Raw genomic sequence first — 22,230 nt, 5'->3', positions numbered from 1 at the left:
GTTCCTCGTGATGAGTGGCTGCCAGGGCGTATGCGGGGACTACCAGCGCGTCGTGCCGGTTCGTCCCCAGCCGATGATCTCGGCGGAGATGTCGCGTCCGTCGGCCCCGATCCAGCAGTCCAGCTGGATCGAGCCGTTGGCCGGGACGTTGTAGGACGACGGGTAGGTGTTGAACTTCCGGTTGCCGTCGTAGCAGTCGATGCGGTAGTTGCCCGCGGGGAAGTCCTGCGTGTTCACCTTCAGGTGGAAACAGCCGTTGACGCAGCCGCCGACCGGGGACCCCTTCTCGACCGTGGCGCGAGGCTGCGGCGGCGGGGGCGGGTTCGGCGTCGTCACGCTCGCGGATGCCTCGCGTGCCTCGCTGCCGGCGGCGCTCACGCGCACCCGGATGGACTGCGTGCTGCTGTAGCCGACGTCGCCGCGCTGGCTCGATCCGCTCGCGTCGACGCGCTGCCAGCCGCCGCCGTTGATGCTGATCTCCGTGGTGATGTCGCGCCCGTTGCGTGCCGGCGACGACCACGACAGCGTGACCCGGTTGCCGTCGCGGGTGGCGTTCGCCGACGGGTTGCCGATCTGGCCGTAGGGTGCGACCTGGTTGGATGCGGCCGAGGGCTCACCCTCGTACCGCGATCCGTCGGCCGCGGCCACGGCACGAACGCGCACGGTGTAGGTGCCGTTGTTGTTGACCTGACCGTTGCCGATGGTGCCCGATCCGCCGTTGCCGCCGCCGATCCAGTCGTTGCGCCAGCCGCCGTTGTTGACGGAGTACTGGTAGCTGACCTCACCCGGGTTCGCGCCGTTGAGCGGCCCGGCCGTCCACGAGACGGTGACGCGGTTGTCGCCTTCGCTCGCGCTGATTCCGGTCGGGGCGCCGGGAGGCGTGAAGGCGCGTCGCGGTGCGGATGCCGCGCTCCATTCGCCCCAGCCCGCCTTGTTCTGGGCGCGGACGACGAACGTGTAGTCGGTCGTCGAGGTGTCGACGGTGACGGCCTGGCTCGTCTGGCCGGCGGGCACGCTGATGGTGTCGACGGTCGCGCCGCCGCGGCGGACTTGCAGCTGGTACCCCGCGATCGCGTCGCCGTTGTTCGCCGGCTGGTTCCAGCTCACCTGCATCTGCGAGCGGTTGCCCACCGGGTTCAGGCGCTGGGTCGACGGCGCTCCGGGGGCGTCCGGCTTGCCGGCGGGCACCATCGCCTGCGACCAGACGCTCCAGCTCGACGGCTCGGGCGCGCGGTTGTGGGCACGGACCCGCACCTGGTACTGCACGCCGTTCTGCAGGCCGTCCCAGGTGATGCGGGTACCGGTCACGCCGGTCTTCTCGGCGACACCCGACGGCGGCGCGGGCGAGATCTGCAGGCTGTAGCTCTCGACGGGCGAGCCCTCCGTGCGAGGGACCGTCCACGACACGTCCAGACTGCGATCGCCGAAGGCGAGGCTCGGCGGGTTCGGGGTGTCGGGCCGCTGGTCGGGACGCGCGGTCTCGGACGGCAGCGACGGGTCGGACTCGCCGACGCGGTTGGTCGCGGTGACGACGAAGTTGTACTCGACGTTGTTCGTCAGTCCGTCGAGCGTGCACGTCGTCGAACGGCATTCGCGGGTGTACGAGCCGGCGGTCGAGCGGACGGTGTAGCCCGTGATCGAGGCGCCGTTGTCGACGGGCGGCGACCACGACATCACGACCGTGCGGCTCTCGACGCTCGTCACTGTCGGCTTGCCGGGGGCATCCGGACGACCCTGCACCGTGATGCGGATCTGGCCCTCGACCTCGCGGTCGGGGTCGCCGGTCGCATCCTGGATCCGGTAGCGCACGACGAGGGTTCCCACGAAGTCGGCGCGGCTGGTGACCTCGACGCGGTCGCCGGCGACGGTCGCCGAGGCTCCCGAGGTCTCGGTGAACGCTCCGACGACCTTCAGCGGCGTCTCGGGGAACGGGTTCACGTCGTTGTCGAGCACGGCGACCGAGATGGTCTCACCCTGGTCGGCCTGCTCGATGACGTCGGCGTTCGCGGTGGCGAGGGGTCGCGTCGAGGCGGTCACGGTGACCGTGATCGTCGCCGTGACCGGGTCGGATTCGCCGTCGGTGACGCTCACCTGCACGGGCAGCGACGTCCCCTTGGCGACGTCCGTGCTCGCCTCGACCGACAGCACCGAGCCGTCGACGCGCGCCGTCAGCCCGTCGGGCGCACCGTCGACGATCGCGAATCGCAGCTTCTCGGCGTCGCCGGGATCGGGGTCGGTCGCCAGCGCGGCGAGATCGAGGGTCCGCGCATCCTCGCCCTGCGCGACCTCCATCTGCGCGCCGATCATGCTCGGCGGCCGGTTGTCGGGCGGGGTGACGGTGATGGGGATCATCAGGGTCGCCTTGCGGCCCTCGGGATCGTCGGGCCCCGAGCCGTCGGTGACCTCGAACGTCAGAGCGTCCTGACCGAAGTAGTCGGCGGCGGAGGTGTACTGGAGAGTCCGCTCGTCCTTGACGAGGGATGCACCGTTGGAGTGGGCCGCCGTGACCTTCTCGGCCTCGGTGATGACGACGTCGCGCCCGCCCGAGGCGCGCACGTACTCCGACAGCGGCAGGTCGACGGTCTCGCCGCTCTGGACGACGAGCGCCTCGGTCGAGATGAGGCTCGGCGGCAGCTCGGCGAGCGAGGGCACGTGGATGAACGCGGCTGCGGTGAGCTCGTCCTCGTCGGTGATGAAGTAGGTGATGAGCTGGCGCTCGTCGGTCAGCGGCACCGACACCGTGCCGTTGGGGCGCACGGTGGCGTTCTCGCCGCCGGCGCCGAGCGTCACGCGCAACGCGCTGCGCGTGCCGTCGGGGTCGTCGTCGTTGTCGAGCACCGCGACCTCGGCCACGCCGTTCTCGTCGACGTCCTCGGCGCGCACCCGATCGTCGCGGGCGATGGGACGCTGCAGCGGCACGTCGGGGTCGACGGTGATCTGCACGGGCGCCGTCGCCGTGAGGCCGCGGGCGTCCTCGATCGTGTACTGGATGCTCGTGTTCATCGGCACATCGGGCGCGGTGATCACGATCTGCTCGCCCGACACCTCGGCGGCGAGTCCCTCGACGTCCGGCACCTCGAGGGCGGCGGCGGCGAATCCGAACTGGTCGCCGTCGGGGTCGGAGTCGTTCTCGAGGACCGAGACCGCCACCTGGCGTCCGGGCCGCATGATGACGGCATCCTTCACGGCGTACGGCGCCTGGTTGGTCGTCTCGGGCGGAGCGACGCCGACCTGGATGCGGGCTGTCCCCTCCTTGCCGAGGCGGTCGCGCACGCGGTAGGTGAACGAGTCCGAGCCGACGCTCGTGTCGAAGGCCTCGTAGACGAAGGTGTTGGAGCCCGTCTCGACGATGCGCCCCTTGCTCGGCGAACTCGCGATGCCGATCAACTCGACCGAGTCGCCGTCCTCATCGATGCCGTCGAGGGGCACCGGGATCGTGACCTTCGAGCCGCTGAGGGTTCGCGCGGTGAGGTCGCGCGGACGGGGCGCGGCGTTCGCGTCATCCTGACGCGGCAGGATCTGGATCGTCACATAGGCGCCGGCGCGCTGACCCGAGCTGTCGACCGCCTCATACGTGGCGTTGACGGTCTTGGGCTCGTCGCCGGCGCGGAACCGGAGCTTGTCCTCCGAGACGAACACCTGGCCATCGGCCTCGTCGACGAGCGGCGGCACGAGCTCGGGAGACACGTGCAGGGTGTCGCCGTTGGGGTGGGTGTCGTTCGCGAGCACGTCGATCGTGACGACGTCGCCGACGCGAACGACCGCCGTGTCGTTGTTCGCGACCGGTGGCCGCAGCCGGTCGGGTGCGGGAATCGGGATGACGACGATCTCACCCGTGGCGGACTGATCGCCGTTGGAGATCGTGTACGACACCCGGGTCTGCTCGCTGAGCGAGCCCTGATCGGTGATGCGGACGGTCTCGTGGCCGAGCACGGCTGCCGTGACGCCGCCCTCGGGGTCGGCCGTCACCGACTGGACGACGAGGATGCCGCCGGCCGGGTCGGTGTCGTTCCCGAGGACGTTGACCAGCACGTCGCCGCCGGTCGGCAGCAGCGCGACGTCTCGCACGGCGACGGGCGGGAGGTTGGTGTCCGCCGCCGGCAGCACGTCGACGCGCACGAGTCCAGGGACGCTGTTGGGGCCCGCCGAGACGAGGTAGTCGACGTAGTAGGTGTTGACGACGTCGGAGGTGAAGGTGAAGGTCTGCTCGGCGAAGTCGGGCTGGATCGTCGCGCCTTCGACCTCGTCGACGCGCGTCAGGCGCAGCGGCTCGCGCCCCGCGCTCGTGTCGTTGGTGAGCGGCGACACCGTGACCGACTGGCCGACCCGGGTCACGACGTGGTCGGCGTTGGTGACGGGGACCGTCGTCCCGGGAGGACGGACGTCGATTCGAAGCACGCCGGCGCCGTCATCCGTGCCGTCCGAGACGATGATCGGCACGTCCTTGCGGCCCTGCACCGCGCCGATCGCACGATAGGTGATCTGTCCGTCGGACGTGAAGTCGGCCTCGTCGCCGCCGTCGGGCTGGACCGACTTCAGGAAGATGTCGTCGCCGTCCGGGTCGATCCATTCGCTCAGGACGTTGTACGACGTGGTGCCGCCGGCTTCGACGGTCACCGGCGTGACGCGCTGCTGGACGGGCGGGGAGTTCTCGTTGTCGCCGCGCACCGAGAGCCGCACCGTCGCGGATGCCTCGCCGCCGCGGCCGTCGTCGGCGGTGTAGGTGAACGACGTCGAGCCTGACGCATCCTCGGGCACGGCGATCTGAAGGGCGCCACCGTTCTGGATCTGCGAGATCTCACCGAACGCGGGATCGCTCGTGGCCTCGGCGACGAGCACGTCGCCGTCGGCATCGGTGTCGTTGAAGAGGACGGGCAGCACGGTCGTGCGACCGGGGCGCACACCGAACGAGTCGTCGACGGCGATCGGCGGCGTGTTCTCCTCGGTCCGCTCGGGCAGGGCGGTCTCGACCGTCTCCTCGGTCGTCTCCTGCTCCTCGTCGCCGGTACCTTCCGGCGGGGTGATGTCGGTCCAGTTGTCGACGCGCTGCATGTTCTCGCTCGCGAGCCAGGCCGCACCGCCGAACACGTCGTTGAGCACGACGACATCCCGATTCACGCGGAACTCCAGTTTCGCGGCGGGATCGATGCCCTCGATCTCCTGCACCAGATCGTCGGCGTCGTTCGCACAGTCGCGGACGAAGACTCCCGATCCCGACCACGCGCCGTAGGCACAGCCGCCGACGTAGACGGGGTCGGCGGGGGTGCCCTCGGCACCGGCCTCGATCGTCGTCGTCTGTCCCCCGGGCTGCACGCGCAACAGGGCGCTGCGCGTGCTCACGGTGAGGGTCTCGGCGGAGTTGGACGGACGCTGCAGCAGCGCATCGGCGGGAAGATCGGTCTGCGAGCCGTCGCCGCCATAGAGCACATTGGTCTCGCGGTCGAGCACGAACGGCGTCTGCCCGAGTGAGGTGATGGCCAGCTCGTGATCCTCGGCGATGCCCTCGAGGCTCCGCTCGGCGGTCTGCGCGACGGTGCCGTCGCCGATCGGCGCGTAGGCGTACAGCGACGCGCCGGCCGCGGACGCGGCATAGATCGTGCCGTCTGTGCCGACCGTCGCCGTCGCGTTCTCCCCGAGCTCGGCGATCGGCTCGTTGCCTTCGAAGCTGAAGCCGTTCACACCGGCGAACTGGACGGTGCGCAGGTCTCCCGCGGCGTCGAGCACCGAGACGGTGTCGGATCCGAGGGCGATCTGCGCGCCCGGCTGCACCTCAGCGGTTCCCGACAGCACGACCTTCGCGGGATCGACGGCCGACATCGCCGATCCGTCCGCGTCGACCACGACGACGCGGGGACCGGATTGGAGCACGTCGTACTCGGCGGACGTCGTGCGGAGACTGCCGTCGAGCACGCGGGACTCGTTGTTGTAGTGCCCCACGAGCAGGCTGGACTGCTTCGTCACCCAAACGCCGCCGTCGTGGAGATCGACCTCGGTCGTGGGCTCACCCTCGTAGGCGACCGCAAGGGTTCCGATGGTGAGTGCCGCGACGGTGACGATACCGGCGGAGATGAACGTTCGCGGGCGTGCCCGCAGCCACGAGGTCGACGTCATTGGGCTCGGCTCCCCCCGGGGCGACGGTGATCGGCCCGGCTTCCGGGCTCGCACTGGTTGAACTGCGGAACCACCCTATGTCAGGAGAAGTGCCGGATTTGTCGGTTGACATGGGGAGTTCTCCCCATGTCGACCATCGCGATGGTGTGCATCATCTCTCCGATCCGGCGCGGGTGCCGACGTAGCGGCCGAGATGCTCCGCTGTGAGGGTGCCGCCAGCCGCGACGAGGTCGGCCGGTGTCCCCTCGAACACGACCCGCCCGCCGTCGCGCCCGGCACCCGGTCCGATGTCGATGATGTGATCGGCGTGCGCCATGACGGCCTGATGATGCTCGATGACGATGACCGAGTTGCCGGCGTCGACGAGCCGGTCGAGCAGCGCGAGCAGATTGTCGACATCCGCGAGATGCAGACCCGTCGTCGGCTCGTCGAGGATGTACACCGAGCCGGACGTGGCCATCGAGATCGCGAGCTTCAACCGCTGCCGTTCTCCGCCCGAGAGGGTGCTCAGCGCCTGCCCCAACGTGATATACCCGAGGCCGACGTCGATCAGGCGCGAGAGGATCCCGCCCGCCACCCGCGGCGGAAGCGCCTCGGCGGCCTCTGCCGCGCTCAGGGCGAGCACCTCGGCGATGGTGCGACCGTCGAGGGTGTACCGGAGCACCTCGGGGCTGAATCCCGACCCCTCGCATACGTCGCACTCCGTCTCGACGGATGCGGTGATGCCGAGCTTCGTGACGATGACGCCCAGCCCCTTGCAGGCCGGGCACGCGCCCTGCGAGTTGGCGCTGAAGAGAGCGGGCTTGACCCCGTTCGCCTTGGCGAACGCCGCGCGGATCGGATCGAGCAGGCCCGTGTACGTCGCGGGACTGCTGCGCCGGTTGCCCCGGATCGGCGACTGATCGACGACGACCACCCCGTCCCGCCCCGCGAGGCTGCCGTGGATGAGCGACGATTTGCCCGAGCCGGCCACACCGGTGACGACGGTGAGAGTCCCGAGCGGGATGTCGACGTCCACCGACTTGAGATTGTTGGCGGTCGCACCCCGGATCTCGAGGATGCCGGACGCCGTGCGCACCGCCGGTTTCAGCTGTGCCCGGTGGTCGAGGTGCCGACCGGTCAGCGTGCCGGATACCCGCAGCTCGGCGACCGATCCCGTGAACTGGATCCTCCCGCCGTTCCGTCCTGCGCCGGGCCCGAGATCGATGACGTGATCGGCGACCTCGATGACCTCGGGTTTGTGCTCGACCACGAGCACCGTATTGCCCTTGTCGCGGAGCCCGCGGAGCAGATCGTTCATCCGCTGGATGTCGTGCGGGTGAAGACCGGCTGTCGGCTCGTCGAAGACGTACGTGACGTCGGTCAGGCTCGACCCGAGATGCCGGATCATCTTCGTTCGCTGGGCCTCGCCGCCCGAGAGTGTTCCCGAGGAGCGGTCGAGCGAGAGATAGCCGAGGCCGATGTCGATGAACGACTGAACGGTGGCACGCAGTCCCGCGAGCAACGGCTCGACGGAGGGGTCGTCGATCGAGCGGAGCCAATCGGCGAGGTCGGTGATCTGCATCGACGCGGCATCGGCGATGTTCACTCCGGCGATTCTCGCCGAACGCGCCCCGTCGTTGAGCCTCGTCCCACCACATGCCGGGCAGGGCATGAACTTCACCGCCCGCTCGACGAACGCCCGGACGTGAGGCTGCAGCGACTCGCGGTCCTTCTGCAGCATCGACTTCGTGACACGCGGGACGAGTCCCTCATAGGTCATGTTGATGCTCTGGATCTTGACCTTGGTGGGCTCTTTGTAGAGGAAGTCATCGAGCTCGGCATCCGAGTAGTCGGCGATCGGCTTGTCGGGATCGAGCAGTCCCGACTCGCTGTACCCGCGCACCATCCAGCCGTCGGCGCTGTAGCCCGGCACCCGGATGGCGCCCTCATTGAGAGACTTCGACCGGTCGACCAGCTCATCGATGTCGATGTCGCTGACCTCGCCGAGCCCTTCGCAGTCGGGGCACATGCCGCCCGTCACCTGGAACGACCGGCGTTCCGCACGGCCTTCCTCACCTCCGACGGCGATCATGATCTCGCCGGCACCCGACACCGACGGCACGTTGAACGAGAACGCCTGCGGCGACCCGACGAACGGCTCGCCGATGCGACTGAACAGTACGCGCAGCATGGCATGCACATCGGTCGCCGTGCCGACCGTCGAGCGGGCGTTCGCGCCCATCCGCTCCTGGTCGACGATGATCGCCGGACTGATGTTCTCGAGCGCGTCGACATCGGGGCGCCCGATCTGCGCCATGAACTGCTGGACGAAGGTCGGATAGGTCTCGTTGATGAGACGCCGGGACTCGGCGGCGATCGTGCCGAAGACGAGCGAGGATTTGCCGGAACCGCTCACGCCCGTGAAGACGGTCAGCCGTCGTTTCGGGATGTCGACGTCGACACCGTTCAGATTGTTCTCACGCGCACCGCGGACGCGGATGACCTCGTGCGAATCGGCGGCGTTCTCAGCGGATGCGGCGGCCATCGGACATCCTCTCGGTACGAACCTCCCCATTGTGGGGCTTCGTGTCGTCGAGGGCGAGAGCTCGGTGGCATCCGACGACGTGGTCGTCGACCATGCCGGACGACTGCATGAGCGCGTACATCGTCGTCGGCCCGACGAACCGGAACCCGCGGCGCCGCAGGGCCTTGCTCATCGCCTCGGATTCCGCCGTCACCGGGGGCACGTCGGCGAGCGTTGCGGGGCGTGGCCGGTCAGCCTCGGGCGCGAACGACCACATGAGCTCGTCGAACTCGCCGTCGGAGAAGCCGAGCAGCAGCCTCGCGTTCGAGATGGTGGCCTCGATCTTCGCCCGATTGCGGATGATGCCGGCATCCGCCATGAGGGCCGCGATCTCGTCGGCGCCGAATGCGGCCACGCGCACCGGCTCGAACCCCGCGAAGACCTCGCGGAAGCGCGGGCGTTTGCGCAGGATCGTGATCCAGCTGAGCCCCGCCTGGAACCCCTCGAGGCTCAGCTTCTCGAACAGCGCGCGGTCGCCGTGGAGCGGGCGCCCCCATTCTTCGTCGTGGTAGCGCCGGTACTCGACGTCATCGCCCACCCAGCCGCATCGATCCAGGCCGTCGGGTCCGGTGATGAGGTCGAGCGCCATTCCGCCAGGCTAGCGAGCGCCGCCGACATGCCGCGGTTCGCCACCGCCGCAGCCGGTCTCAGGAGCCACGCTTGCCCGACTTCGCGAGCGTCTTCTCCGAGACGGGCGCGGTACCCGACGCGGCGAGGTCGGCGAAGTACTCGCGTGCCTCGCGCTGCCGCTCCGCCTCCGCGCCCGACGCGATGGGCGCGCGGACGTGCTCGGGCGCGAAGCCGAAGGCGTCGACGAGGTCCTGGGCATGCGGGCGCAGACGCGCGCACAGCCGGTCGATGTAGCTCGTGACGGCCGCCGCGCGCTGGGTCGAGAGGCGACCGTTGATGAGGTACCACGCGAGGTGCCGCTCGATGAGGGTCAGACCGAACAGGTCGCGCAGCCACACGAGCACCTGGCGGGTGCCCTCGTCTTCGATGCGCTCGACACCCTGTGCGAACGCTTCCCACTGGAGGAGCTCACCGTGAGCGCGGGCGGCCTCGATCAGCTCCGACTGGTGCTGGTTGAAGACGGCAGCGGCATCCTGCTGCGACATCTTCGATGCGGGCCGCAGCGCGGCGGCGATGTCGGCGATCATCTGCTCGACCCGGCCCGTCAGCAGCTCGTGCTGCTGCTCTGCCCGCAGCCCGAGCTGCACCGATCGTGCCGTCTGCCCGAAGTCGGCGACCGACTGACCGAGCCGACGCAGCCCGGCACCGTGGAACACGCGCTCGGCGGTGGAGACGGCGGCGAACTTCGCGAGGGCCTTCGCGTCGGCTCCCTTGAACTGCTTCGCATAGTCGCTGAGCAGACGCTTGCCCACCAGCTGCAGGAGCACGTTGTTGTCGCCCTCGAAGGTGGCGAAGACATCGAGGTCGTGGTGCAGGTCGACCATGCGGTTCTCGGCGAGGAAGCCCTGGCCTCCGCACGCCTCACGGCACTCCTGGATCGTGTCGAGCGCATGCCACGTCGACAGCGGCTTGAGGGCGGCGGCGAGCGTCTCGAGGTTCTCGCGCCCCTCCGGGGTGTCGGTGCGCCCCGAGAACACGCCGTCGAAGGACTGCAGCAGCTCGTCGTGCGAGAAGAACTGCGCGTAGGTCTGCGCGATGCGCGGCAGCAGGCGGCGCTGATGCCGGCCGTAGTCGAGCAGGGTGACCTCGTCGGTGCCGGCACCGGAGTCGAACTGACGACGCTGGTTGGCGTACGTCACGGCGATGTACTCCGCGAGCGCCGAGGCGGTCGTGGCGGAGCCGTCAAGCGATACACGCCCCTGCACGAGAGCGCCGAGCATCGTGAAGAACCGGCGGCCGGGGCTCGCGATGTCGGAGCTGTAGGTGCCGTCCGCAGCGACGTCGCCGTACCGGTTGAGCAGGTTCGTGCGCGGGATGCGGACGTGATCGAAGTGGAGACGGCCGTTGTCGATGCCGTTGAGCCCGCCCTTGACGCCGTCGTCCTCGCCGCCGACACCGGGCAGGAAGTTGCCCTCGTCGTCGCGGAGCGGCACGAAGAAGCAGTGGACGCCGTAGTTCACGCCGCCCGTGATCAGCTGAGCGAAGAGGGTGGCAGCCTTGCCGTGCACCGCCGCGTTGCCCAGGTAGTCCTTCCACGCGCCGCGGAACGGCGTGTGGATGACGAACTCCTCGGTCTCGGGGTCGTACGTGGCGGTCGTGCCGATGGCCGCGACATCCGATCCGTGCCCGGTCTCGGTCATCGCGAACGCGCCCGGCAGGCGCATCTCCATCGCGTCGCGCAGCCAGGCGTCGTGGTGGGGCTTCGTGCCGAGCTGGTGGATGGCCGAGCCGAAGAGGCCCCACTGCACGCCGGATTTGATCTGCAGGCTGGGGTCGGCCAGCACGAGCTCCTGGAAGCCGGCGAGGTTCGCGCCGTTGTCGCCGTCGCCGCCGTACTCCTTGGGGTAGCCGCGTCCGGAGGCGCCGCGTTCGACGAGCAGGTGGAGCTGCTTGAGCACGCGTTCGCGGTGCTCAGCCATCGGCTCGCCCGGGATCTGCCAGAACACGGGATCTTTGATCATCTCGCGTGCCTCGCGCCGCGTCGCCGCCCAGGTTCCGAGCAGCATGTCGGTGACCGCGTCGATGTCGATGCGCGCCTCGTGCGCCTCCTCCGCGGTATGGGGCGCGGTCGGGGCGCCCCCGGCGGGGGTGCGGTCTGCGGTTGCGGGCTTGTGGGGACGAACAGCGGCGTCGGTCATCGCGTGCCTTTCGACGTCGGAAGGATCGGAGTCAGTATTCACGGTAGGACTTCCACAACGGGTCGCCAAGCGAGTTGGTCGGTCAACACAACCGGATGCCGGTACGTCGGCGACCCGCATTGTGCGACGGCGACATCCGGTGCGGACATCCGGTGCGTCAGTGGGATGCCACGACGGCGAGCACCGCGTCGCCGTAGGCCTCGCGCTTCTTGGCCCCGATGCCGGTGATGCCCTCGAGGTCGGCGGCGCTCCGCGGACGACGATCGGCCAGCGCTCGCAGCGTCGCGTCGCCGAAGACGATGTACGCCGGAACGCCCTGCTCGCGCGCCTGCTCGGCACGCCACGCCCGCAGCGCCTCGAAGAGGTCGCGGTCGCCCTCCGCCACCTGCTCGGCGGCTGCCGCCTTGCGCACGCGAGAGCCGCCGCTGTTCTGTCCCCGTCCGAGCACGTCGCGTCGCAGCGGAACGCCGGCTTCGCCCTTGAGCACCGGCGCGCCGGCGTCGCCGACCGCGAGCACGCCGTACTCGCCGCGGGCGACGAGGATGCCGCGGGCGAGCAGCTGGCGGATGACACTGCGCCAGTCCTGGTCTGACAGATCGGAGCCGAGCCCGTACGTCGCGAGTTCGTCATGACGCTGCTGCCGGATGCGCTCGGTCGATGCACCGCGCAGGATGTCGACGAGGTGGCCGGCGCCGAACGACTGGTTGCGCTCACGCTGCAGCCGCACGATCGTCGAGAGCAGCTTCTGGGCGGGGATCAGGCCGTCCCACGTGTCGGGCGGCGTGAGGCAGGTGTCGCAGTTGCCGCAGGGCTCGGAGTCCTGGCCGAAGTAGCCGAGCAGGTTCTGCCGACGACACGCGACCGTCTCGCAGAGGGCGAGCATCGCGTCGAGGTGCTGGCCCATGCGCATCTTGAACGTGCGATCGCCGGGGCTCTGGTCGATGAGGCGTCGCTGCTGCACCACGTCGCCGAGCCCGTACGCCATCCAAGCGATCGACGCCTCGCCGTCGCGTCCGGCGCGTCCGGTCTCCTGGTAGTACCCCTCGACGGACTTCGGCAGGTCGATGTGGGCCACGAACCGGACGTCGGGCTTGTCGATGCCCATGCCGAACGCGATCGTGGCGACCATGACGACACCGTCTTCGCGGAGGAACCGCGACTGATGCTTGGCGCGCATCTCGGCGGGAAGACCCGCGTGGTATGGCAGGGCGTCGAGACCCTGCGCGGCGAGGTAGTCGGCGGTCTGCTCGACCGACTTGCGGCTGAGCGCGTAGACGATGCCGGCCGAGCCCTCGGGCATCGACCGGATGAAAGTGACGAGCTGTCGCCGCGGATCGACCTTCGGCTCGATGCGGTACTGGATGTTGGGCCGGTCAAAGCTCGCCACGAAGTGGCGCGCCTGCGGCAGCCGAAGCCGCTCGGTGAGCTCCTGGTGCGTCGCGCGGGTCGCAGTGGCGGTGAGCGCCATCCGCGGCACCCCGGGGAATCGCTCGTCGAGGTCGCCGAGGGCGAGGTAATCGGGACGGAAATCGTGGCCCCACTGCGAGACGCAGTGCGCCTCGTCGATCGCGATGACGCTCAGGGCGCCCCGCTGGAGCAGCTGCGTCGTCTGCGGCACGCTCAGACGCTCGGGGGCGACGTAGAGCAGGTCGAGCTGACCCGCGAGGTACGCCTGCTCGACACCGGCGCGCTCACCCGGAGACTGTGTTGAGTTGAGGTAGGCCGCCCGCACGCCGTTGGCGATCAGCGCATCGACCTGGTCGTGCATGAGCGCGATGAGCGGGCTGACGACGAGTCCCGTTCCCGGGCGCACGAGCGCGGGCACCTGGTAGGTGATCGACTTGCCGCCGCCGGTGGGCATGAGCACGACGGCATCCCCGCCGCCGATGACGTGCGAGACGATGTCGCCCTGGTCGCCGCGGAAGTCGTCGTAGCCGAAGACCTCCTTGAGCACGGCGCGCGGGTCGGCGCCGGTGAAATCGCGACGCTCGAGCGAGAGGACGGCGGCGGGGGCCGCGTTCGGCACGGCACGCGGCGGCGCGGCACGCGGAGGCGCGGCGCCGGCGGATGCGCGGTCGCGGGTGGCGCGAGCCACGGCAGCGCCGTATCCGTCGAACTCGGGCGGCGGCGGCGCGTCGAAATCCTCGGGCGGTGCGAACTCGTCGGGGTTCCAGTCGAGGTCGGCGTAGGGATCGGCATCCCAGGACTGCTGCTCTCGACTCACTCGATTCACGATAGCCGCGGCATCCGACAGCCCGCTCCGTGCGTTCACAGGCGGGGTCGCCTCCCGCCTCGTCAACACCACCGTTCGGCGAGCGTCATGACGACGTTGAGGTTGCGGTTGGTCGCGATGCCGAGGAGCTTCGCCGCGCCTAGGGGATCGACCGTCCCGTCCTGATACCCGGGTTGCAGGAGCGCGTGGACCGCGCGGCCGCGGACCAGCATGCGGCCCGCGGCGGTCGCGAGCGCTTCGACCCGGGCGGCCGTGTCGGCGTCGAGCTCGTCCTTGAGCAGGTAGACGTAATGGCGGGCCAGGCCGGGGTTCGCCTCGCTCAGGGCGAGTGCCTCGGCGGCGAGCGCGGCGAACTCGTCGGCGCGGAACGTGATCGCCGGAACCTCGAACCCTCGATCGGCCGCGTACGCCCGCTCAAGGGGCAGCTCGAGCTTCGCGCGGGAGCGCATGCGGGTGTCGAAGCGGATGTTGCCGGAGTTGATGTGCGTCGCGACGTTCTCGAAGCCGGCGGCCTCGGTGACCCGGCGGATGTCGTCCTTCGGGAAGACGCGCGTCGCGCCGAGGTTGATCGCCCGCAGGAACCCGAGATGTGTGGCCACCGGCTCATCATGCCGCAGGCCCGCGACATCCGGCATGGCCCGGCCATTCACGTCCCGGAGTCAGAGGCGGACGACCTCGGTCACGCGCACAACCGCCGTGCCTGCCTCGACAGACTGCTCCAGGTCGACCTCGGCCCGGATGCGCCAGTCGTGGTCTCCGGCGGGGTCGTCGATGACCTGCTCGACGCGCCAGAGTCCGTCGCGGGCCGCGGACTCGTCGATCACGCAGAGCGACGGCGAGCGCGCGGCACCCCCGGTGAGGACCTCGTCGTGGTCGTCGTAGTAGCGGTCGAGGACCTCCGGCCAGTGGACCTCGGGGTCGAGGGCTTCGAGCGCTTCGTCGTCCTGCAGCGCGGCGAGCTGTACGCGGCGGAACATCTCGTTGCGCACCAGCACCGTGAATGCGCGCCGGTTCGCCAGCACCGACGGCGGCGCGGGCGGAACGACGGGAGCGTCGGGGTCGTCGGTGGGGTGCGCGAGCGACTCCCATTCGTCGACGAGGCTCGAGTCGACCTGGCGCACGAGCTCGCCGAGCCACTCGATGAGGTCCATGAGGTCGTCGGTGCGGGCCTCGGCGGGCACGGTCTGGCGGATCGCCCGGTACGCGTCGCTGAGGTAGCGCAGCACGAGGCCCTCGCTGCGACCCAGTTGGTAGAACGACACGAACTCGCCGAACGACATCGCCCGCTCGAACATGTCGCGCACGACCGACTTCGGCGACAGCTCGAAGTCGCGCACCCACGGCTGGCTCGACGCGAAGGTCTCGAACGCCTGGGCGAGCAGTTCGGCGAGGGGCTTGGGCCAGGTGATCTCCTCGAGCAGCGCCATCCGCTCGTCGTACTCGATGCCGTCGCGCTTCATCGCGCCGACGGCCTCGCCGCGCGCCTTGTACTCCTGCTGCGACAGGATCGCGCGCGGGTCGTCGAGCGTCGCCTCGATCACGCTCACGACGTCGAGCGCATAGTGCCCGGTGCCGGTCTCGGCATCATCGGGCGACAGCAGCTCGATCGCTGCGAGCGCGAACGGCGACAGCGGCTGGTTGAGCGCGAAGTTCGGCTGCAGATCGACGGTGAGCCTGATCGTCGACTCGGCCGGAGAAGCAGAAGACGCGGGGCGCACGACCTCGACGATGCCGGCGGCGACCAGGGTGCGGAAGATCGCGAGGGCCCGGCGGGCGAGGGCATACTGACGGGCGCGAGGCTCGTGGTTGTCGAAGACGAGCGAGCGGACGTTGCCGAACACGTCACCTCCGCGGCCGATGACGTTGAGCAGCATCGCGGCCGACAGCTGCAGCTGCGGTGTGAGGGGCTCGGGCTGCGCCTCGACGAGCCGCTCGAACGACCCCTCGCCCCAGTTGACGACGCCGGTCGGCGCTTTCTTGCGCACGATCTTCTTGCGCTTGGCGGGGTCGTCTCCGGCCTTCGCGAGCGCGACGGCGTTCTCGATCTCCCACTCCGGCGCCATGACCACGACGTTGCCGTGCGGGTCGAACCCCGCTCGGCCCGCACGACCCGCGACCTGGTGGAACTCGCGGGCGGTGAGCTGCCGCATCCGGGTCCCGTCGTACTTCGACAGCGCGGTGATGACGACCGTGCGGATCGGGACGTTGATGCCCACCCCGAGCGTGTCGGTGCCGCAGATGACCTTGAGCAGCCCGCGCTGTGCGAGCGTCTCGACGAGGCGCCGGTAGCGCGGCAGCATTCCGGCGTGGTGCACGCCGATGCCCGCCCGCACGAGGCGCGAGAGGGTCTTGCCGAAGCCGGTCGTGAAGCGGAATCCGCCGATCGCCTGGGCGATGGCATCCCGCTGCTCGCGCGTCGTGATTTTCACGCTCGACAGCGCCTGCGCACGCTCGAGCGCGGCGGCCTGCGAGAAATGCACGATGTACACCGGGGTCTCGCGCTCCTCGAGCAGCCGCTCGAGCACGTCGTGCACGGGGCGCCGCTCGTACGAGAAGTGCAGCGGCACCGGCCGCTCGACGCCGGTGACCAGAGCGGTCCGCCGGCCCGTACGACGTGAGAGGTCGTCGGCGAGGTCGGTCACGTCGCCGAGCGTGGCCGACATCAGCAGGAACTGCGCGCGCGGCAGCGTGAGCAGCGGCACCTGCCACGCCCAGCCGCGATCGGGGTCGCCGTAGAAGTGGAACTCGTCCATGACGACCTGGTCGACGTCGGCGTCGGCTCCCTCGCGCAGCGCGAGGTTGGCGAGGATCTCGGCCGTGCAGCAGATGATCGGCGCCTCGGGGTTGACCGACGAGTCGCCCGTCACCATGCCGACTCGCTCGGCCCCGAAGATCTCGACGAGCGCGAAGAACTTCTCGCTCACGAGCGCCTTGATCGGAGCCGTGTAGTACGTGCGCCCGCCGCGGGAGACGGATGCCGCGTGCGCGGCGACCGCGACGAGCGACTTGCCCGTGCCGGTGGGGGTGGCCAGCACCACGTTCGCCCCCGACACGAGCTCCATGACCGCCTCGTCCTGCGCCGGGTAGAGCGTGAGCCCGCGCCCCTCCGCCCAGGTGGTGAAGGCGTCGTAGATCGCGTCGTCGGAGGGTTCCGGGCCGATGAGGTCGAGCAGCGGCGCGGAGGTCATCCCTCGAGTCTGCCCTACGCCCGTGGAACGGCGGCCGCCGCGTCGACCTCTCGCACGGATGCCCGGACACGCAGCGGCATGGGCAGCAGCGACGGTGCGACGGCCCCGTCGCCCGCACCGGTGCCGTCCTTCGACGCCTCGACGCGGTCGATGAGCAGCTCGACGGCCCTCTTGCCCATCGCCCGGTGGGGCAGCGCGAAGGTGGTGAGCCCCGGCCGCAGCCATTGCGCGAACGAGACGTCGTCGAACGAGACGACCGACACATCGTCCGGCACCGCGAGACCCCGCTCGCCGAGCGCCTGGTAGGCGCCCATCGCCAGGCGGTCGTTGAAACAGATGAGGGCCTGCGGCACGACTCCTCCGTCGAGCAGCTGGGAGGTCAGCCGGAAGCCCTCGGGCGGCAGCCACTGGATGACCGGGCTCCCGGATGCCGGCTCGACCCCGGCATCCGTCAGCGCGTCGAGGATGCCGTGCAGTCGCTGCTGCGCACCGAGCGAGAACGGCGGCACGTCGTCCTCGGTGGGGCCGGCGCCGATGAGGTGGATGTCGCGGTGCCCGCGCTCGAGCAGGTGCCCGACCGCCTCGCGACCGGCCGCGTACTCGTCGGGAAGCACCCGCGGAACCTCCGTCGCGCCGTCGACCTCGAGGTTGAGCAGGACGGCCGGGCTGCGCGTCGCCTCCGGCGGCAGCGCCCGGCGGTGCGTGATCATCGACGCCAGGACGAGGCCGTCGACCTGCCGATCGAACATGGCGTTGAGCAGCTGCCGTTCGAGCTGGACGTCGCCACCGGTCTCGCCGACGAAGACGAGGAAACCGCGGGCACGGGCCGCGTCGATGGCGCCCTTGATCATCTCGCCGGCCAGTCGCGACGAGGCGACGGAGTCGGAGATGAAGGCGAGCGTGCGGGTGCTGCCCGTGCGGAGCCCGACCGAGACGGCGTTGGGTCGGTAGCCGAGCCGCTCGGCTGCTGCGCGCACCCGCTCCTGCAGGGCCTGCGACAGACGCAGCTCACTGCCGCGCCCGGCGAGGACGAGGGATGCCGTCGATGCCGCTACCCCTGCCTCCGCGGCGACCTGCGCCAGCGTCACGCGCTTGCGGTTCATCTCTCCCCCTCTCGCTCCGGTGCAGCTTCAGTATGCCGCGATTGCGAAGAACCGCCACTGGCTAGTACGTTTTAGCCCAGGTGCTATTTCGTGTTAGCAGCACCTGCCCCTCCACCACCCACAGAAGGTAGACGATGATGTCGACACGAATGCGACGACGTGTTCTCACCACCGCGGCGACCGGCTTCGCCGTCGCGGTCACCCTTTCGGCCTGCGCTCCGCCGAGCGCCGCACCCGCCGGCGAAGGCGCGGCATCCGGCGGTCCGATCCAGACGACCTGCGGAACGGATGACGTCACCCTCGACGCCTACGTCGAGACGGGCTTCCCGGTCTTCAGCGACCTCGCCACCGAGTTCGAGAAGCAGTTCCCGAACGTCACCGTCAACCTGCGCGAAGACCAGTTCGCCGTCATCACCCAGAACGCTCCCCGCGTGCTGGTCGACTCGCCGCCGGACATCATGCGCCTCCCCACGATCGTCGACCTGGTCGACAGCGACCTGCTCTACGACCTCGATCCCTACGCCGAGGCCTACGGCTGGGACCAGTGGCCCTCGTCGCAGCTCGAACAGCTGCGCGTCGACGAGAACGGACAGCGCGGCGACGGCCCGCTGTACGGCATGGGCATCAACTACTCGGTGACAGGTGTCTTCTACAACAAGACCCTCGCTGCGCAGGCCGGCATGACCGAGCCGCCCGCGACGCTCGCCGAGCTCGACGGTTACCTGCAGGCGGCGAAGGATGCCGGGCTCACGCCCGTCGCGCAGTTCAACGGCGGCGCGACCGGAGGCCTCGCCTTCCCGCTGCAGGCGCTCATGGCCTCGTACGGTGAGCCCAGCAAGATCAACGACTGGATCTTCCTCAAGGACGACGCCACGATCGACACCCCCGAGAACCTCGAGGCGGCCGAACACCTGAAGGGCTGGATCGATGCCGGCTACTTCGCTCCCGACATCAACTCGATGGACTACTCGCAGATGATGAGCCGCTTCATCGGCGGCGAGAGCGTCTTCATCTTCAACGGCGACTGGGAGTCGGGCAACCTCGACGCGCAGATGCCCGACAACGTCGGCTTCTTCCTGATGCCCCCGGTCGAGGCCGGCGGTCAGGTCGGCGCGATGTCGGCGCCGACGACGTACGGTGTCTCGGCCTACGCCGACGAGCCCGACTGCGCGGCGTTCTTCTTCGACTGGGTCGCGACCAACGAGACGGCACGCACCATCGCCGTCGAGTCCGGCGGTTCGCACCCCATGGGCCCGGCCGACGCCTTCATGCCCGAGATCGCCGAGGGCAGCGTCACCGCCGAGACCCTCGCCGCCGGCGCCGACCTCTCGGCGAACAACGGCTCGATGGACTTCATCGCCAACGCGACCGGGTCGATCTACGCCAAGACGCTGACGCCGAACCTCCAGGAGCTGTTCGCCGGAAAGCAGACCGCCGACGGCCTGCTGACCAAGGTGCAGTCCGACTACCTCAGCCAGAAGAAGGAGTAGGCCGTCCCGATGACCGTCACCGGACAGCTCGGCGATCGCCGGGCAAACCGGGACTCGTCGGCCTCTCGGCCGCGCAGACGCCGCGTCACCACGCGGCGTCTGCGCGAGAGGTCGATCGGTCTCGCCCTGATCGCCCCCGCGCTCATCGCCTACGCGATGTTCGTGCTCATCCCGCTCAGCTCGACCGTCCAGTACTCGTTCTACGACTGGGACGGCATCACCACCGCGACGTGGGCGGGCTTCGACAACTACATCCGGATCTTCACCGACTCGGCGCTGCTCGTCCCGATCCTCAATGCGCTGAAGCTCATCCTGTACTTCTCGATCGTGCCGGTGATCCTCGGTCTGGTCTCGGCCGCCCTCATCCGCAAGCTCGGCGGCAGCCGTCTCGCCGGCGTCTCCCGCACCGTGCTGTTCCTACCGCAGGTGATCCCCCTCGTCGCCGCCGGCATCATGTGGACGTGGCTGCTCGCCGCCGACGGCCTGGTGAACCAGGCCCTGCGCCTGGTGGGACTCGGTGGCGTCACGCGCGCGTGGCTCGGCGACTTCGACACCGCCCTCCCCGCCGTGGGCGTCATCGGGGCGTGGGTCTCGCTCGGCCTCTGCATGCTGCTCATGCTCTCGGGCATGACCAAGATCGACCCGGCGCTCTACGAGGCCGTCCGCATCGACGGCGCGGGTCCGATCCGCGAGTTCTTCACCGTCACGCTGCCGGCGGTGCGTCAGGAGCTCGGCGTCGCGATCCTCATCACGGTGATCAACGCCCTCCGCAGCTTCGACATCATCTACATCTCCACGCAGGGCGGTCCCGGCGGCTCGACCACGGTGCCCGGTCTCGAGATCTACTACCTCGCGTTCTTCCAGCGCGAGGTCGGGCAGGCGTCGGCCCTCGCCGTCGTGCTGACGGTGCTCGTGCTGGTGATCGTCCTGCCCCTGAACCGCATCACGCGCGGAAGCGAGAAAGACGCATGAGAACCTCCGCCGTCGAGGCCTGGACGGGCCGCATCGTCCTGATCGTGGTGATGGCGTTCACGATCATCCCGTTCATCACGCTCTTCGTCACCGCGCTCCACGAGCCCGGCACGTATCCGAAGGGCCTGTCGTGGCCGGAGACCCCGCACTGGGAAAACTTCGCCCTCGCCTTCCAGTCGGCCGACATGCTCAAGATGCTCGGATCGAGCGCCCTCATCGAGCTGGGCGTCGTGCCGATCTCGCTCGTCATCGCGACGCTGGCGGGCTTCGCGCTGGGCCACCTGCGCGTGCCCTTCGCCCGTGCGATCTTCGTGCTGTTCGTGCTCGGCCTGACGCTGCCCTTCGAGGGCATCATCGTGCCGATCTACTACCAGATGAAGGGCTACGGCCTCCTCAACACCCAGCTGGCGATCGTGCTGCCGCTGATCGGCCTGTTCATGCCGTTCGCCGTGATGTGGATGCGGGCGCACTTCGTGAACATGCCTCACGAGCTGACCGAGGCGGCACGCATCGACGGTGCGACGACATGGCAGCTGTTCTGGCGCATCCACGTGCCGCTGTCGGGCCCGGCGATCTCGTCGCTCGCGATCCTGCTGTTCCTGTGGACCTGGAACCAGTTCCTGCTCGCGATCGTCCTCGTCGACGACCCGACCAAGCGGACCATGGCCGGAGCGCTCGGCGCGTTTCAGGGCCAGTGGGGCACCGACATCCCGCTGCTGTGCGCCGGGTCGATCCTGATCCTGCTGCCGACGCTCCTGGTGTTCCTGATCTTCCAGCGTCAGTTCGTGGCGGCTCTGCTGCAGGGGGCGGTGAAGGGATGACGGATGTCGCCCGGCCTCCCTTCGACGACGCCGTCGCCCGTGCTCTCGCCGAGTTCGACGACCTCGTGGTCGTGTCGATGAGCAGCGACGAGATCCCGCGCGTGCGCGCGTCCGGGGTCGCGGCTCCGCTCGCCGAGCTCACCGCGCACGGCGCCTTCGAGCGCGACGAGCTGCTCGTCCCCGGATGGCGCGAGGACGACCCGCCGGTCGGCGTCGTCGTCTACACGCCCGCCGTCGTGCACCGGCCCGTCCCCGTCATCCTGCACCTGCACGGAGGCGGGCTGATCGCCGGCACCGCCGACTCGGACATGCCCGCTACGGCCGAGCTGGCTGAGCGCACCGGGTGCGCGGTCGTCTCGGTGGAGTACCGGCTCGCCCCCGAGCACCCGTACCCTGCAGCCCTCGAGGATGCCGCTGCCGCTCTCCGCTGGCTGGCCGGGCCCGACGCCCCCGCCGCCCTGGACGGCGACCGCATCATCGTCGCGGGAGTCAGCGCCGGGGGCGGCCTCGCCGCGGCCACGGCCCTGTTCGCGCGCGACCAGGGCGGTCCGCGCATCGCGGGGCTCGTGCTGCTGTGCCCCATGCTCGACCATCGCTCCGACTCGGAGTCGGCGCTGCAGATGGCGGGTCACGGCTCGTGGGACCGCGACGCGAACGCGACCGCCTGGGCCGCCTACCTCGCCGATGTCGAGGGCGACGTCCCGCCGTACGCGTCACCCGCCGTGGCCGACACGCTCGCGGGGCTGCCGCCGACCTTCATCGACGTGGGCTCGGCGGAGACGTTCCGCGACGAGTGCGTCGCCTTCGCCCGCCGGATGTGGACCGATGGCGGCGACGCCGAGCTGCACGTCTGGCCCGGCGGAGCGCACGCCTTCGACTTCCTCGCGCCGTGGACCGTCCTCGCGCGCGACGCGCGACGCGCCCGTGAAGAGTGGCTGCGCCGCCTGCTCCACCGCATCTGACCCCCTCGGAAGAACT

At 69.8% G+C, this 22,230-nt stretch carries 12 protein-coding genes; 4 read left to right on the top strand and 8 right to left on the bottom strand.

Annotated elements, in window-relative coordinates; all coding sequences use genetic code 11:
• Positions 1–39: 39 nt before the first annotated feature.
• From DO944_RS06675 to DO944_RS06640, 8 genes are all read right to left on the bottom strand, one after another.
• Positions 40–6,111 carry an Ig-like domain-containing protein gene (locus DO944_RS06675; RefSeq protein WP_112615893.1) on the bottom strand — a complete coding sequence of 2,024 codons (6,072 nt, stop codon included), beginning with the start codon at positions 6,109–6,111 and terminating at the stop codon, positions 40–42.
• Positions 6,112–6,262: 151 nt separating this feature from the next.
• Entirely contained in the window at positions 6,263–8,638 is a 2,376-nt protein-coding gene (locus tag DO944_RS06670) for an excinuclease ABC subunit UvrA (RefSeq protein WP_112615891.1), read from the bottom strand.
• Positions 8,619–9,266 carry a DNA-3-methyladenine glycosylase I gene (locus tag DO944_RS06665; RefSeq protein WP_112615889.1) on the bottom strand — a complete coding sequence of 216 codons (648 nt, stop codon included), beginning with the start codon at positions 9,264–9,266 and terminating at the stop codon, positions 8,619–8,621. The genes DO944_RS06670 and DO944_RS06665 overlap by 20 nt, the downstream gene beginning before the upstream one ends.
• A 58-nt stretch (positions 9,267–9,324) precedes the next feature.
• Positions 9,325–11,445, bottom strand: a complete 2,121-nt coding sequence (locus DO944_RS06660; RefSeq protein ID WP_112615887.1) for an acyl-CoA dehydrogenase — start codon at positions 11,443–11,445, stop codon at positions 9,325–9,327.
• Positions 11,446–11,602: 157 nt separating this feature from the next.
• Complete coding sequence (gene recQ / locus DO944_RS06655) at positions 11,603–13,669, bottom strand: DNA helicase RecQ (RefSeq protein ID WP_112616935.1); 2,067 nt, start codon at positions 13,667–13,669, stop codon at positions 11,603–11,605.
• Between the two features lie 71 nt (positions 13,670–13,740).
• Positions 13,741–14,277, bottom strand: coding sequence for a DUF1697 domain-containing protein (locus DO944_RS06650; RefSeq protein WP_112615885.1), 537 nt, complete (start codon positions 14,275–14,277; stop codon positions 13,741–13,743).
• Between the two features lie 60 nt (positions 14,278–14,337).
• On the bottom strand, positions 14,338–16,866 hold the full coding sequence (locus tag DO944_RS06645) for an RNA helicase (RefSeq protein ID WP_112615883.1): 2,529 nt from the start codon (positions 16,864–16,866) through the stop codon (positions 14,338–14,340).
• 14 nt (positions 16,867–16,880) lie between these two features.
• Positions 16,881–17,969 carry a LacI family DNA-binding transcriptional regulator gene (locus DO944_RS06640; protein ID WP_181574171.1) on the bottom strand — a complete coding sequence of 363 codons (1,089 nt, stop codon included), beginning with the start codon at positions 17,967–17,969 and terminating at the stop codon, positions 16,881–16,883.
• 134 nt (positions 17,970–18,103) lie between these two features.
• Between DO944_RS06640 and DO944_RS06635 the strand changes: the two genes are divergently transcribed.
• From DO944_RS06635 to DO944_RS06620, 4 genes are read left to right on the top strand one after another with little or no spacing between them, the layout of a single operon-like run.
• On the top strand, positions 18,104–19,459 hold the full coding sequence (locus DO944_RS06635) for an ABC transporter substrate-binding protein (protein ID WP_112615881.1): 1,356 nt from the start codon (positions 18,104–18,106) through the stop codon (positions 19,457–19,459).
• A 9-nt stretch (positions 19,460–19,468) separates the two neighbouring features.
• Positions 19,469–20,431, top strand: a complete 963-nt coding sequence (locus tag DO944_RS06630; protein ID WP_112615879.1) for a carbohydrate ABC transporter permease — start codon at positions 19,469–19,471, stop codon at positions 20,429–20,431.
• A complete protein-coding gene (locus DO944_RS06625) occupies positions 20,428–21,252 on the top strand; it encodes a carbohydrate ABC transporter permease (protein WP_112615877.1) in 825 nt (274 codons plus the stop codon). The genes DO944_RS06630 and DO944_RS06625 overlap by 4 nt, the downstream gene beginning before the upstream one ends.
• Positions 21,249–22,214: an alpha/beta hydrolase fold domain-containing protein gene (locus DO944_RS06620; RefSeq protein WP_112615875.1), complete on the top strand. Its 966-nt coding sequence runs from the start codon at positions 21,249–21,251 to the stop codon at positions 22,212–22,214. Before DO944_RS06625 ends, DO944_RS06620 begins: the two co-directional genes overlap by 4 nt.
• Positions 22,215–22,230 lie beyond the last annotated feature (16 nt).

Source organism: Microbacterium sp. SMR1, assembly GCF_003289625.1.
GTDB classification, from domain to species: Bacteria; Actinomycetota; Actinomycetes; order Actinomycetales; family Microbacteriaceae; genus Microbacterium; species Microbacterium plantarum.
This window is presented reverse-complemented; position numbering and strand designations above follow the sequence as displayed.